The 13262-nt window shown below is 48.1% G+C and carries 14 protein-coding genes; 10 read left to right on the forward strand and 4 right to left on the reverse strand.

Annotation, left to right across the window (positions count from 1 at the left end; genetic code table 11):
• Positions 1-12 precede the first annotated feature (12 nt).
• The 8 genes from odhB to bamC all read left to right on the forward strand — a co-directional run bounded on the left by odhB (position 13) and on the right by bamC (position 8552).
• Positions 13-1218, forward strand: coding sequence for a 2-oxoglutarate dehydrogenase complex dihydrolipoyllysine-residue succinyltransferase (gene odhB / locus CBI30_RS06390; RefSeq protein WP_088527474.1), 1206 nt, complete (start codon positions 13-15; stop codon positions 1216-1218).
• An 11-nt stretch (positions 1219-1229) separates the two neighbouring features.
• On the forward strand, positions 1230-2666 hold the full coding sequence (gene lpdA / locus CBI30_RS06395; RefSeq protein ID WP_088527475.1) for a dihydrolipoyl dehydrogenase: 1437 nt from the start codon (positions 1230-1232) through the stop codon (positions 2664-2666).
• Positions 2667-3770: a cell division protein ZapE gene (gene zapE, locus CBI30_RS06400; RefSeq protein WP_088527476.1), complete on the forward strand. Its 1104-nt coding sequence runs from the start codon at positions 2667-2669 to the stop codon at positions 3768-3770.
• A 9-nt stretch (positions 3771-3779) separates the two neighbouring features.
• Positions 3780-4628, forward strand: coding sequence for a 3',5'-nucleoside bisphosphate phosphatase (locus CBI30_RS06405; RefSeq protein ID WP_088527477.1), 849 nt, complete (start codon positions 3780-3782; stop codon positions 4626-4628).
• A gap of 53 nt (positions 4629-4681) precedes the next feature.
• Entirely contained in the window at positions 4682-5884 is a 1203-nt protein-coding gene (locus tag CBI30_RS06410; RefSeq protein WP_088527478.1) for a tryptophan--tRNA ligase, read from the forward strand.
• A 10-nt stretch (positions 5885-5894) separates the two neighbouring features.
• The gene (locus tag CBI30_RS06415) at positions 5895-6458 is read left to right on the forward strand and encodes a class I SAM-dependent methyltransferase (RefSeq protein WP_240553517.1); all 564 of its coding nucleotides are present in this window, start codon (positions 5895-5897) and stop codon (positions 6456-6458) included.
• A gap of 76 nt (positions 6459-6534) precedes the next feature.
• Positions 6535-7407, forward strand: a complete 873-nt coding sequence (dapA, locus tag CBI30_RS06420) for a 4-hydroxy-tetrahydrodipicolinate synthase (RefSeq protein WP_088527519.1) — start codon at positions 6535-6537, stop codon at positions 7405-7407.
• Positions 7404-8552 carry an outer membrane protein assembly factor BamC gene (gene bamC / locus CBI30_RS06425; RefSeq protein WP_206075586.1) on the forward strand — a complete coding sequence of 383 codons (1149 nt, stop codon included), beginning with the start codon at positions 7404-7406 and terminating at the stop codon, positions 8550-8552. The genes dapA and bamC overlap by 4 nt, the downstream gene beginning before the upstream one ends.
• 72 nt (positions 8553-8624) lie before the next feature.
• Here the strand turns inward: bamC and CBI30_RS06430 are convergent, their stop codons facing one another.
• Both CBI30_RS06430 and CBI30_RS11435 read right to left on the reverse strand, forming a co-directional pair.
• Positions 8625-8804: a hypothetical protein gene (locus CBI30_RS06430; protein ID WP_088527479.1), complete on the reverse strand. Its 180-nt coding sequence runs from the start codon at positions 8802-8804 to the stop codon at positions 8625-8627.
• Between the two features lie 112 nt (positions 8805-8916).
• Positions 8917-9699: a cupin domain-containing protein gene (locus CBI30_RS11435; RefSeq protein ID WP_420812045.1), complete on the reverse strand. Its 783-nt coding sequence runs from the start codon at positions 9697-9699 to the stop codon at positions 8917-8919.
• 488 nt (positions 9700-10187) lie between these two features.
• Here CBI30_RS11435 and CBI30_RS06440 point away from each other — a divergent pair, with 488 nt between their 5' ends.
• The gene (locus CBI30_RS06440) at positions 10188-10781 is read left to right on the forward strand and encodes an FKBP-type peptidyl-prolyl cis-trans isomerase (RefSeq protein ID WP_088527521.1); all 594 of its coding nucleotides are present in this window, start codon (positions 10188-10190) and stop codon (positions 10779-10781) included.
• A gap of 1 nt (position 10782) precedes the next feature.
• On the opposite strand, the gene cysE is transcribed toward CBI30_RS06440, so the two are convergent.
• Positions 10783-11550, reverse strand: a complete 768-nt coding sequence (cysE, locus tag CBI30_RS06445) for a serine O-acetyltransferase (protein WP_088527481.1) — start codon at positions 11548-11550, stop codon at positions 10783-10785.
• Positions 11551-11579: 29 nt separating this feature from the next.
• Entirely contained in the window at positions 11580-12338 is a 759-nt protein-coding gene (locus CBI30_RS06450) for an RNA methyltransferase (protein ID WP_088527482.1), read from the reverse strand.
• 130 nt (positions 12339-12468) lie between these two features.
• Between CBI30_RS06450 and CBI30_RS06455 the strand changes: the two genes are divergently transcribed.
• The gene (locus CBI30_RS06455; RefSeq protein ID WP_088527522.1) at positions 12469-13257 is read left to right on the forward strand and encodes an inositol monophosphatase family protein; all 789 of its coding nucleotides are present in this window, start codon (positions 12469-12471) and stop codon (positions 13255-13257) included.
• The last annotated feature ends 5 nt before the right edge of the window (positions 13258-13262 follow it).

The following is a 13262-nucleotide window of genomic DNA, read 5'->3' on the forward strand; positions in this document are numbered from 1 at the left end:
ATAGGATTAATCATGGCTATTTTTGAAGTTAAAGTTCCCCAACTCTCCGAGTCAGTAGCTGAAGCTACTTTGTTGCAATGGAAAAAGAAAGTCGGCGATGCTGTCGGTCAAGATGAAATTTTGATCGAAATTGAAACAGACAAAGTCGTATTGGAAGTTCCGGCGCCATCAGCTGGCGTCATTACGGAGATCGTGGTTGCCGATGGTGGCACTGTTGTTGCTGAGCAGTTGATTGCAAGGATTGATAGCACTGCTGTTGCTGCTGCACCTGCAGCCGCCGCCCCAGTAGCTGCAGCGGCTCCAGCCGCCGCTCCTGCTAAAGCTGCTCCTGCTGCTAAGTCATCAGGCGCCCCTGCCGCTCCTTCAGCAGCAAAAATTCTTGCTGAAAATAATATTAGCGCTGGGCAAGTTGCTGGCTCTGGTCGCGATGGTCGCGTTACTAAAGGTGACGCATTAAATGCTGTCGCTGGTGGCGCAACTTCTGCTGCATTGCCAAGCGCACCGATTCCGATGGGCAACCGCCCAGAAGAGCGTGTACCTATGAGCCGTTTGCGTGCTCGTATTGCTGAGCGTTTGCTAGAGTCTCAAGCAAGCAATGCCATCTTGACCACCTTCAATGAAGTCAATATGGCTCCCGTGATTGCAATGCGTAACAAGTACAAAGATCAGTTTGAAAAAGTCCACGGTGTGAAATTGGGCTTCATGTCTTTCTTCGTTAAAGCGGCAACTCATGCATTGAAAAAATACCCATTGCTGAACGCTTCTGTTGATGGCAATGACATTGTTTACCACGGTTACTTTGATATCGGTATTGCAGTTAGCTCACCACGTGGCTTGGTAGTTCCTATTTTGCGTGATGTTGACCAAATGAATTTGGCTGATATCGAGAAGAAGATTGCTGAGTTTGGTGCTAAAGCTCGTGAGGGTAAGTTGTCGTTAGAGGATTTAACTGGCGGCACATTCTCCATCTCTAACGGTGGTGTATTCGGCTCTATGCTTTCCACCCCAATTATTAATCCTCCACAATCTGCTATCTTGGGTATTCATGCAACCAAAGAGCGTGCTGTTGTTGAGAATGGTCAAATCGTGATTCGTCCAATTAACTACTTGGCCTTGTCTTATGACCATCGCATCATCGACGGTCGCGAAGCAGTTCTCGGATTGGTTGCAATGAAGGATGCTTTAGAAGATCCTTCACGTCTCCTCCTTGATTTGTAAGAGGGGAAATCATGAGTCAATCATTTGACGTATTAGTTATTGGCGGTGGCCCTGGTGGCTACATCGCCGCGATCCGTGCTGCGCAACTAGGATTTAAGGTTGCCTGCGCTGAATCCAATGCCTATGACGATCCAAAGGGTGAGCCACGTTTAGGCGGTACTTGCTTGAACGTTGGCTGTATTCCATCAAAAGCCTTGCTTGCTTCGTCTGAGGAATTTGAGAAGATCAGTCATCATGTGGCAGACCACGGTATTACTGTTGGCTCTGTCAAGCTGGACTCCAATAAAATGATCGCTCGTAAAGATTCGATTGTGACCAAGATGACTGCAGGTATTCAGTTCTTATTTCGTAAGAACAAAATTACTCTGCTCAAAGGTCATGCCTCGTTTGAAGGTAAGGGCGCTGATGGCTACCAGGTCAAGATCGACGGCAAGGATAAAGAAGTTGTTACGGCAAAGAATGTCATTATTGCTACTGGATCTAAGGCGCGTCATTTGCCAAATATTCCAGTAGATAACGTATTGATTAGCGATAACGAAGGTGGTCTCAAGTTTGATTCCATTCCGAAGACGCTGGGCGTTATTGGCGCTGGTGTGATTGGCTTGGAGCTGGGCTCCGTTTGGCGTCGTGTTGGTTCCGATGTGACTATTCTTGAAGCCTTGCCATCTTTCTTAGGTGCTTGCGATCAAGGTATCGCCAAAGAAGCGCATAAAATCTTTACCAAGCAGGGCCTAAAAATGAATATGGGCGTCAAGATTGGTGAAGTTAAGGCAGACAAAAAAGGTGTTGTTGTTAACTACACTGATAGCGAAGGCAAAGCTCAGAAATTAGAGTGCGATCGCTTAATTGTTTCTGTTGGTCGCGTGCCAAATACTGAGAAATTAGGTCTTGATAAGATTGGCCTCAAAGTAGATGAGCGTGGTTTCATTCCAATTGATGACCATACCTGCGCAACTGCAGCTCCTGGCGTTTATGCAGTCGGTGACGTAGTGCGTGGACCAATGTTGGCACATAAGGCTGAAGACGAAGGTGTTTTGGTAGCAGAAATTATTGCTGGTCAAAAGCCCCACATCGACTACAACTGTATTCCTTGGGTTATCTATACCGATCCGGAAATTGCTTGGGTTGGAAAAACTGAAGAGCAGCTTAAACAGGCTGGCATTGCTTATAAGGCAGGTCAGTTCCCATTTGCTGCTAATGGCCGTGCTTTAGGCATGGACCGTGCCGATGGTTTTGTCAAAGTGTTGGCGGACGAGAAAACTGACGAAATCTTAGGTGTTCATATTATTGGCCCTAATGCTTCTGACTTAATCGCTGAAGCAGCAGTAGCCATGGAATTTAAAGCGGCAGCTGAGGATATTGCTCGTATCTGTCATCCACATCCAAGCTTATCGGAGGTGGTTCGCGAAGCGGCATTAGCGACGGATAAACGTGCATTAAACATGTAATTGAAAGCTTTAGAGTATTACCATCAAGAGTTAAAAGCGCGCGGGTATCAAAGCGATCCCGCGCAGCTTGCAGCCATTGAGCGCCTGCAACTTTGTGAAGATGAGTGGATTGCCTATAAAGGAATCCGCAGTAGCGGCCTAAAAAAGAAACTCTTTAAACCCAAGTTACCTCGTGGCGTATACCTTTGGGGTGGAGTGGGTCGCGGCAAATCCTTTTTGATGGATTGCTTCTTTGCTGCATCCCCTTTAGAAAAAAAGATCCGCATTCATTTTCATGAGTTTATGCGTGAAGTGCATCGGGAGCTTCATGAACTTTCGGGATTGTCTGATCCGCTTGATGAACTTTCCAAAAGGATTGCTAAACGCTATCGCCTCATCTGTTTTGATGAGTTCCATATCAATGACATTGCCGATGCCATGATTTTGTACCGCTTGCTAAGTGCGCTATTCCAGGATCGCGTTCAGTTTGTGATGACCTCAAACTACAAACCTAGTCAGCTGTATCCCAATGGCTTGCATCGTGATCGCTTGCTTCCGGCCATCAAACTCCTCGAAGAGCAGCTTGATGTCATGAATGTTGACGCTGGTAATGACTATCGACGCGTACAGATGGCCCAAGTGGAGGCTTATCTCACGCCGGTCAATGCTCATACCCATGCCATTCTGATGCAAATGTTTCGGACTCTGATTGGAAACCAGAAGGAAACGGTCCGCCCCGTACTGCGCATTGAGTCTCGAGAATTAAGACCGCTCCACATGGCGGAGGGGGTAGTGTGGTTTGATTTTCAGACCTTGTGTTGTGGTCCAAGGTCTCAAAATGATTATTTGGAGATCTCCAACCAATTTCATACGGTGATTCTGTCTGGGGTCCCCTATATGCCCCCTAGGATGACCAATGAAGCCCGTCGCTTCATTTGGCTGATTGATGTCCTTTATGACCATAAAATCAAATTAATCATCTCTGCAGAGGTTCCTGCCGTGGATTTGTACACCGAAGGCCAAATCACTAGTGAGTTCTCTAGAACGGTTTCTCGCTTGATTGAGATGCAATCCCGCGACTACCTAGATGCACCGCGCCGGGTGGTTGACACCAGCTTGACCTAAAATAGGGTCATGACCAGTAATTCCAGCCTAAACGCAGATTTACATTGCCACTCCGTGGTTTCCGATGGAACCTTAACGCCTGAGCAGTTGGCAGAGCGTGCCCATGACAATGGCGTCCATTTATGGGCATTGACCGATCACGACGAGTTGGGTGGCCAGGAAAGAGCTCGGATTGCAGCGAGCGCACTGGGTATGGATTACCTTTCCGGGGTTGAGATTTCAGTGACTTGGATGGGTCAGACTATTCATATCGTTGGTCTTGGCATTGATGCTGCTCACGCTGGAATTCTAGAAGGCCTGCGCCGCACTCGTGAAGGTCGCGGCAATCGCGCCAAAATGATGGCCGAGCAGTTGCTGAAGGCGGGTATTCCTGGTGCCTATGAAGGCGCTCTACTTTTTGCTGGCAATCATGATTTAATTTCTCGCACACACTTTGCGCGCTTTCTGGTTGACCAGGGAATCTGTCGTGATACCGATCAGGTGTTTAAAAACTACTTGGTTGAGGATAAGCCAGGTTATGTTCCGCACCTCTGGGCAACATTAGATGATGCGGTTGCCTGGATCAAGGGGGCAGGTGGTGCGGCTGTGATTGCTCACCCGGGTCGTTATAAGCTCAGCGCCATGCAAATGGATGAACTCTATAAGCACTTCAAAGAAATTGGTGGCATGGCCATTGAGGTTATTACTGGGAGCCACAGCCCCAATCAATATCAAACCTATGGCAAGATTGCCCAGCAGTATGGATTTTTAGCTTCTCGCGGATCTGATTTTCATGATCCGGAGGAGAGCTATATTGATCTTGGCACCTTGCCGCATCTGCCCGATCATTTAACCCCAGTATGGACGCTCTTTCATTAAGCGACTATTTGCACTTAACCAGTTTTAATTACCTTTAAAGAATAAAGATCAAGATGTTTGCAGAACGCGTTCTCTCTGGCATGCGACCAACCGGTAGTTTGCACTTGGGCCATTACCATGGCGTTTTAAAGAATTGGGTTCGCTTGCAGTCTGAGTATCCTTGCTACTTTTTTGTAGCAGACTGGCACGCTTTAACAACCCATTACGAAACCCCTGATGTGATTGAGCAATCTGTCTGGGATATGGTGGTTGACTGGCTTGCTTGTGGTGTTGATCCAAACCAAGCTACTTTATTTATCCAGAGTAAAGTGCCCGAGCATGCTGAACTCTTTTTGCTCCTATCAATGGGCACTCCATTAGGCTGGCTTGAGCGAGTTCCTACGTACAAGGATCAGATTGAAAAGCTCAAAGAAAAAGATCTGCAGACCTATGGTTTCTTGGGTTATCCCTTGCTTCAAGCAGCTGACATTCTGATTTATCGTGCGCAATTTGTGCCAGTTGGTGAGGATCAAGTCCCGCACGTGGAGCTGACACGTGAGGTTGCACGCCGTTTTAATTATCTCTACGGCCGCGAACCTGGCTTTGAAGAGAAGGCGCTAGAGGCAGTCAAAAAATTAGGAAGTAAGCGTGCCAAGATGTACGCTGAGTTACGCGTAGCCTTTCAGGAGCGGGGTGATGATGAGGCCTTGGAGCAGGCTAAAGCATTGCTTCAAGAGGCTCAAAGTCTTTCCATGGCCGATCGTGAAAGATTATTTGGCTTCTTGGAGGGCGCTCGCAAAATTATTCTTGCAGAGCCACAAGCATTACTCACTTCTTCTTCGCGCATGCCTGGTATTGATGGTCAGAAGATGTCCAAGTCCTATGGCAATACGATTAGCATCCGCGAAAAACCGGAAGAGGTGATTCGCTCGATTCGCACTATGCCGACTGATCCAGCTCGTGTTCGTAGAACTGATCCAGGTGATCCCGCGCGTTGCCCGGTTTGGCAGTTACATACCGTGTATTCCAATGAAGACACCAAAACTTGGGTTCAAAGAGAATGTCAATCAGCGGGCATCGGTTGTTTAGAGTGCAAGCAACCCGTAATCGACGCTATTCTGGCTGAGCAGCAACCAATGTTTGAGCGTGCACAGAAGTATTTGGATGACCCAAGTTTGCTGCGCTCCATCATTGCGGATGGTTGTGACAAGGCTCGCAAGGTTGCCCAAGAAACCATGCGCGAGGTCCGTGAGTCTATGGGTCTAGCGTACGACTAAGGTCAAGCACTTGGGCTCATTACATGATGTGATCGCAGATGCCTCTATTTGGGTGAGGCGTTTTGCGCCGCTCATACCAGCAGAGGGGTCGGTGTTGGATTTGGCTTGTGGTTCAGGTAGGCATGCCGCACTCTTGGCATCACTGGGCTATGCTGTTTTGGCTGTTGATCAAGATGTTAGCGCTATTGAGGGTTTGCTCAACCCTAGAATTCAAGCCCAACAAGAAGACCTTGAGGGGGCTATTTGGCCTCTGGCAGACCAGCAGTTTTCAGGAATTGTGGTTACCAATTACCTCTACCGCCCATTTTTAGAGCATTTACCCCAAATGTTGAGTGAAGGCGGCGTCTTAATCTATGAAACCTTTGCGGACGGAAATGCGCAATTTGGAAAGCCGTCTAATCCGAATTTCTTGCTAAAACCTGGGGAATTGCTCGCTTTAGCGGCGCATTCGGACCTGAAAGTGATTGCCTACGAGGATATTTACCTTGACCAGCCTAAACCAGCCATGGTTCAGCGAATTTGTGCCGTAAAAGGGCATTTAAAAGGGTGCATTCCGTTACAATTTGATGGTTAACATTCAGATAATTCAGACACATTCAGTGACTTATACAACACAATCAAAAGCCAGTAAAAAGCCCATCGCTGGAAGCATGCCCGCTATTGTGACGCCGATGCTCGAGGATGGAAGCTTAGATTTCCCTGCTTTGCGTTCATTGCTAGATTGGCATGTCGCTGAAGGTTCCGATGGCATTGTGATTGTGGGCACCAGCGGTGAATCTCCAACAGTTTCTGTTGAAGAGCATTGCGAGCTCATTAAAGTCACTGTTGATCATATTGCTGGCCGTATTCCGGTGATTGCTGGAACCGGGGGCAATTCCACAACTGAGGCAATCGAGCTAACCAAGTTTGCCAAATCAGTTGGTGCTGACGCCAGCTTGCAGGTTGTTCCTTACTACAACAAGCCTACCCAAGAGGGTATGTTTGCCCACTTTAAGAAAATTGCGGAGTCGGTTGATCTCCCCGTGATTCTTTACAACGTTCCTGGAAGAACTGTTGCAGATCTTGCTGGTGAGACAACAGTGCGCCTCGCAGCAGTGCCCGGCATCATTGGTATCAAAGATGCGACAGGTAGCATTGAGCGCGGCACTTTATTGCTGGCTGATTTGAAGCGTGCTGGATATCCCAATTTCTCCGTATTTTCTGGTGACGACCTGAGCGCTGCGATGCTGATGCTCATGGGCGGCAAGGGAAATATCTCCGTTACTGCGAATATCGCCCCTCGTTTGATGCATGATTTGTGTCAGGCAGCTATGTCTGATGACATTGTTAAGACACGTGCGATTCAATATCAATTACTGGCTGTTCATAAAGCCATGTTTACTGAGGCGAACCCGATTCCTGTGAAGTGGGCCCTGCATGAGATGGGCAAAGTCACAGCTGGAATTCGGTTGCCTTTAACCCCTTTGAGTGTTGCCTTGCGCGAACCTTTGAAGACTGCAATGAAACAGGCTGGCTTACTATGATGAATTCGATGCAACTTCTGCGCAAACATTGCGCAGCTTTATTAATTCTTTTCGCTGCATCACTTGGTTTGGTGGGTTGCAAATCAGTTACATCAAACGACACCGTTGACTACAAGTCCGCTGGCGCCGTTCGCGGACCCAATTTGTCCTACCCGCCTGACTTGATTACTGCCCAGGCAGATCGCCGCTACATTGTTCAAGATGGCTCTGCCACCATGTCCGAGTACAACGCTGCAGTAAAAAAATCTGTGCAGACTCGCAAGAACGTGATGACCGGAATTCCAGGTATGCGGATTGCTCGAGATGGTGAGCGTCGTTGGTTGGTAGTAGAAAAGCCAGCACCAGAACTGTACCCACAAATTAAAGATTTTTGGCAAGAGAATGGCTTCTTACTGGTGATTGATTCACCATCGACCGGCATTATGGAAACTGACTGGGCTGAGAACCGCGCCAAGATTGCTCAAGACTTTATCCGTTCTGCAATTGGTGGCGCTTTGGATTCCCTTTACGATACCGGTGAGCGTGATAAATATAAAACACGCCTTGAGGTTAGTAAGCCAGGTGAAACTGAGGTTTACATTACTCAACGCGGTGCAATTGAAAAATGCACAACAGATAGTACGGGCTCCTGTATCTCTACGATTTGGACTGCACGCCCAAATGATCCAGAGCTCGAAGCTGCTTTCTTAGCGCGTTTGATGGAGCGCTTGGGGATGACCCAAGAGCAGGCTAAAGCGCAGGTTGCTGCTCCGCTAGGTCCCAAGACACCAAAGGCAAAGCTAGTGCAAGAGGGTGTGAATACCGCTCATATTGAAATGGCAGCAGGCTTTGACCGAGCATGGCGCGACACTGGACTTGCCTTGGATCGCTCTAACTTTACTGTTGAAGATCGCAACCGTGCTAACGGTGTTTACTATGTTCGTTACGTTAATCCAAAAGATTTGGGTGATACCAAAGGGTTCTTTACAAACCTATTTAGCAGCAAGGATGATTCCAGTCTGAAGGCCAAGAAATATCTCGTGGTTGTTAAAGCGGCTGGCGACAACTCTTCTACTGTCTACGTTCAAGATGCGGATGGTAGGCCTGAAAATACTGCGGCTGGATTACAACTCCTGACGCTGCTTACCGAACAGATGTCGAGATAGGCATACAAAGCTAATTAATTTTAGCTAATAAAAAAGCCGCTTTTCAGCGGCTTTTTTTCTTCAGGAAGAAGATTACTTCTTAGCGTCAGCAGCTGGAGCAACAGGTGCAGCTGGAGCAGCAGCAGGAGCGTCAGCAGCTGGAGCAGCAGCAGGAGCAGCAGGAGCAGCTTCTACAGGTTTTGCTTCCTCTTTTTTACCGCAAGCGGCCAAAGCGATTGCCAACATTGCTACGAGTGCGAGTGACTTCTTCATTTGTAATTTCCTCTTAAAAAATTATCATTAACCGGTTATTGATACTAGGAATGAACAGGGTAAGCCCTTAAGTACTTTCCAGCAGACATTATAGCCATGTCTTTATCTATCGTTAAAAAACCAGCCAACCAGCTTCGAAGGCAGAAAAAAGGCTGTTCTCAGGAGAAATTTCCCCAACTGCACCGGTAATGCGCTTCTTGGCTGCAAGCGAGCGCCAGGCTTTTTGTGTGGCACTAGCTTGGCCGCTAGTCATATCTTCGCCATTGCAGTAAATCGTTTTTCCTAGTGCAAGTAGCCGTGTTTGAGGATGTGGGGCTAATGCCTGCTTTGCCAGCAGGCACTTAAATTCCTCGGACGAATATTCTTTTGCCGACCCAGAAAAATAGGATTGAGGTTTTGGCTCACTCAAATAGGCTGCAATTCCTGGAAGGAATGTTTCTACGCGATCGAGCTTTAAGCTTTTTAATTTTTGAGCGACTTGATGAATGATTTCTTTTGGGAGTTGCTCTGGCGAACTAGTCGCCGCCTGCTTTGGATCGGCAAAGCGTTGTTCTAGCTCAGGAATATCTTCGAGTGATTCGGCTAGGCGCCATAAACCCTCTTGCAACATTTCTTTATAACTCTGCGCCCTAAACCCTACTGACCAGGTTTGACAGCCAGCATCTAAAGCAATCCCGTCATGGGCTACATGTGGCGGTAGATACAGCATGTCACCTGGCCCCAAGTCCCATTCTTGCTCGACCTTAAAGTGCTGCAAAATCTTTAAAGGAAGATCGGGATTTAAAGTTAAGTCTTTTTGTTCAGAGATGCGCCAACGCCTGCGACCGGACATTTGAATCAAAAAGACATCATAGGAATCGAAATGGGGCCCAACGCCACCCCCAGGACCGGCAATGCTAATCATCAGGTCATCTAAGCGTGCGTCTGGTATGAAGCGAAACCAGGAGAGTACTTTTGCGGCCGCTGGATGCCTAGCTTCCATGCCTTGCAGTAAGAGGGTCCAGTCTGGAGACTCGAGACGGGGAAGGGTCCTCTGCTTAAATGGGCCATCCGCAAAGCTCCAGGGCTTGGCTTTAATTAACCTGGACTCCACCACATCATTGCCTGCAATCTTAAATAGATCTTCCGGTGAAATTGCACTGCCTAGTGGCTCCCCCATTTGTTTTGCAAGCTCAAAAGCGGGGATGGCGCCACGGACCAAAAGTGGCCTCTTATGCCAGTAGGATTTCATGAACTTCTGGGGGCTAATACCCCCTAGAAGGGCCCAAGGATGATCTAAGGGAAGGTTTTCAGGTGCCTGCGGTGGATCGTAGGGCTTGCTCAAGTAAAATGAGGTCATATAAGTAAGAAGCTATTTAAAACATCATGTTGAATGAATTACGTATGAAGATCGAAAAAAATACCGTTGTATCCCTGCGCTATAAATTAACCGATGCGCAAAACAATATTATCGAGGAGCCAGATTCTCCGATGGTATACCTGCACGGTGGATATGAGGGGACTTTTCCTAAGATTGAAAACTTATTAGACGGTCAAGACCTGGGCTATGAGGCCAGCATTCAACTTGAGCCTAGCGAGGCTTTTGGAGAATACGATCCAGAGCTATTAAAGATTGAGCCGCGCACACGTTTTCCAGAGCCCTTGGAAGTGGGCATGCAGTTTGAGGGTGTTCCAGATGCTGAAGAAGAGGAAGGTGTTGATGAAGTGGATGATGAGCCATTGATCTATACCGTTACTGATGTAGCTGACAGTCAAGTGGTCTTAGATGGAAATCATCCGCTGGCAGGTATGGCTCTACGATTCTGGGTTCAGGTTGAAGATATTCGCGCTGCTACCGATGAAGAAATTGAAAACCGTCATCCTGAAGGCGCTGAAGCTTTTGCATTCGGAATGCCGGGTGATGAGTCTGATGAAAGTGATGATGAGTTTGTAGGTGGTATTTCTAGTGCGGGTGATTCTGCACCAACTCTGCATTAACTTACTCTTTCAACCATTCTTTTAAAGCGCCAAGATCGCGCTTTGTATCGCTAGATTCAGCAGTATCAGATGTTGGCATGTTGCTGAGTTTCGCTAGCGCCTTCTCCAGGGCTACGATTTTGGCTTCTTGTTCTAGCGTCGCATCAATCAAACCCTTCAAAGCCATGGAGACCGGATCATCCACGTTGGGAGTGACGCCATAGGCAGAGAAATATTCTTTTGCCTTGCTATCTGGAGCGGTGGACTGAGGTAAATCGGGGTGCAAGATACGTGCAGGAATGCCCACTGCAGTTGCCCCAGCGGGAATTTCTTTGAGCACTACAGCGTTTGAGCCAACGCGCGCGCCATCGCCAACAGTAAAGCCTCCAAGGACTTTGGCGCCAGCGCTAATCACAACACCCTTGCCTAAAGTAGGATGTCGCTTAACGCCTTTGTATAAAGAGGTGCCACCCAAGGTAACGCCTTGGTAGATGGTGCAATCATCTCCAATCTCAGTGGTCTCTCCAATCACAATACCAAGACCATGATCTAAAAATACCCGGCGACCAATTTTTGCCCCGGGATGGATTTCAATGCCAGTAATCCAGCGAGCCACCATCGACAGTAGTCGCGCAATCCACTTAAGACCTAGGTTCCAAAGACCGTGAGATGCTCTATGAATCCACACGGCATGTAAACCTGGGTAGCAGGTAATGACCTCTAGGCGATTTCTGGCTGCTGGGTCACGAATAATGATGGAGTCGACTTGGTCGAAAAGTGAATTAAACATGATGCGATTTTAACGGGTAAAGGCTGGATTTATTTTCTTAGGAGCATCTGCTTGGCAATTCCGCGGAGTAGATCGATTTCCTCTTTCTGAAGACGGGTTCTCGCAAATAGAGCTTGCAAGCGGGGCATGAGCTTCTTGGGGTTGGCGGGGTCAAGATAATCAATCGCTTCAAGACCTTTGCGCCAATGCTCAAGCATGGCGGCTACAGCTGCTGGATCGGCATAGTCGACTAGTTCAGGAGCTTCTTGAGTCTCACTTGGTGACGTAGATTCAGAATCTTCACCCAGAGTCTCTCGTAAGGTGAAGGCGCAGACCATGATGGCTTGTGCGAGGTTTAGAGAGGGGTAGAGGGGGTTGGCATCTAGCCATACCCGATGCGTGCACAGTGAGAGGTGATGGTTATCTAGGCCAGTTCGTTCTGGCCCAAATAGGAGTGCGACGCGTTGTTTCCCCTTAATCGCTGCCTTAATGAGAGGGCGAGCGTCTTGCCAATTTAATGCTGGTGGCCCGAATTCACGGTCACGGCTAGTGAGCCCTAGAACCAGGGCGCAGTCTTGAACGGCCGATTCCAGGGAGGGGGATTCTTGGCTGGTTTCCAGAATATCGACTGCACCACTAGCAAGAGCAATTGCCTCTGGCATATTGGCAACCCCAGGAATCTTCGGCCGTATCAGGCGCAGATCCCCAAAACCCATGGTTTTGAGTGCACGCGCAGCCGAACCAACATTTCCAGGGTGGCTGGTTTCGACCAAAACCCAGCGTAATAATTGTGCTTGAGCGGTATTCATAAAGGCAGGGAATCTCTAGGAGCTTGGGAGTTCAAAGGGGCAATCGTTTAGAATCATCGTGTTAGCTCCTTATTGTCACGCAGTTTGCAATCTGGTGAGCTTGTTCTTATTTAATTTGTCCATCAAAACTATGCATCCCATGTTAAATGTGGCCGTTAAGGCTGCCCGTCGTGCCGGAACCGTAATTAATAGAGCCTCTCTCAATTTAGAGCGTCTCCAGGTTGACCGTAAACAACACAACGATTTTGTAACCGAGGTGGACAGACAGGCTGAAGCGGCCATCATCGAAACGCTCAGTGATGCCTATCCATCCCATGGATTTCTGGCTGAAGAAACCGGCGCCCAAAATGTCGATGCAGAAAATGTCTGGATCATTGATCCACTTGATGGCACTACTAATTTCATTCACGGCTTTCCGCAATATGCGGTGTCCATTGCATTGTCTGTTAATGGAGTTACCCAGCAGGCAGTGGTGTATGACCCAACTCGCGACGAACTCTTTACTGCCACACGTGGTGCGGGCGCGTATTTAGATCGTCGGCGTTTGCGTGTTGCCACTCAAGATCGTTTGGCAAATTCTTTACTAGGCACTGGCTTTCCTTATCGCGAAGATCAAGATTTAGAAAAGTATTTAAAAATATTTGCGGATATGACACGTCAATGTGCGGGCCTACGTCGCCCTGGAGCGGCCTCTTTGGATTTAGCCTATGTTGCCGCTGGTCGTTACGATGGATTCTTTGAAAGTGATCTCAAGCCATGGGATATGGCTGCAGGTGCCTTATTGATTACCGAGTCTGGTGGCTTAGTTGGCAACTACCGTGGCGAGGAAGGTTTCCTGCAAAGTGGTGAAGTGATGTGTGCCAATCCACGCATCTTTGCTCAGATGGTGCAGTGCTTGTCTAAATACTCCAACTGCTAATCCTA

Origin of the sequence: Polynucleobacter aenigmaticus, from assembly GCF_002206635.1 — a bacterium.
Classification (GTDB): domain Bacteria; phylum Pseudomonadota; class Gammaproteobacteria; order Burkholderiales; family Burkholderiaceae; genus Polynucleobacter; species Polynucleobacter aenigmaticus.

What these genes read in the sequence shown, in the direction of transcription:
- cysE (WP_088527481.1), bottom strand. Translation starts at nt 11,550, where the DNA reads ATGTTTAATTCACTTTTCGACCAAGTCGACTCCATCATTATTCGTGAC.
- CBI30_RS06405 (WP_088527477.1), top strand. Translation starts at nt 3,780, where the DNA reads ATGACCAGTAATTCCAGCCTAAACGCAGATTTACATTGCCACTCCGTG.
- CBI30_RS06410 (WP_088527478.1), top strand. Translation starts at nt 4,682, where the DNA reads ATGTTTGCAGAACGCGTTCTCTCTGGCATGCGACCAACCGGTAGTTTG.
- dapA (WP_088527519.1), top strand. Translation starts at nt 6,535, where the DNA reads ATGCCCGCTATTGTGACGCCGATGCTCGAGGATGGAAGCTTAGATTTC.
- CBI30_RS06440 (WP_088527521.1), top strand. Translation starts at nt 10,188, where the DNA reads ATGAAGATCGAAAAAAATACCGTTGTATCCCTGCGCTATAAATTAACC.
- CBI30_RS06455 (WP_088527522.1), top strand. Translation starts at nt 12,469, where the DNA reads ATGCATCCCATGTTAAATGTGGCCGTTAAGGCTGCCCGTCGTGCCGGA.
- odhB (WP_088527474.1), top strand. Translation starts at nt 13, where the DNA reads ATGGCTATTTTTGAAGTTAAAGTTCCCCAACTCTCCGAGTCAGTAGCT.
- lpdA (WP_088527475.1), top strand. Translation starts at nt 1,230, where the DNA reads ATGAGTCAATCATTTGACGTATTAGTTATTGGCGGTGGCCCTGGTGGC.
- CBI30_RS06450 (WP_088527482.1), bottom strand. Translation starts at nt 12,338, where the DNA reads ATGAATACCGCTCAAGCACAATTATTACGCTGGGTTTTGGTCGAAACC.
- CBI30_RS06430 (WP_088527479.1), bottom strand. Translation starts at nt 8,804, where the DNA reads ATGAAGAAGTCACTCGCACTCGTAGCAATGTTGGCAATCGCTTTGGCC.
- bamC (WP_206075586.1), top strand. Translation starts at nt 7,404, where the DNA reads ATGATGAATTCGATGCAACTTCTGCGCAAACATTGCGCAGCTTTATTA.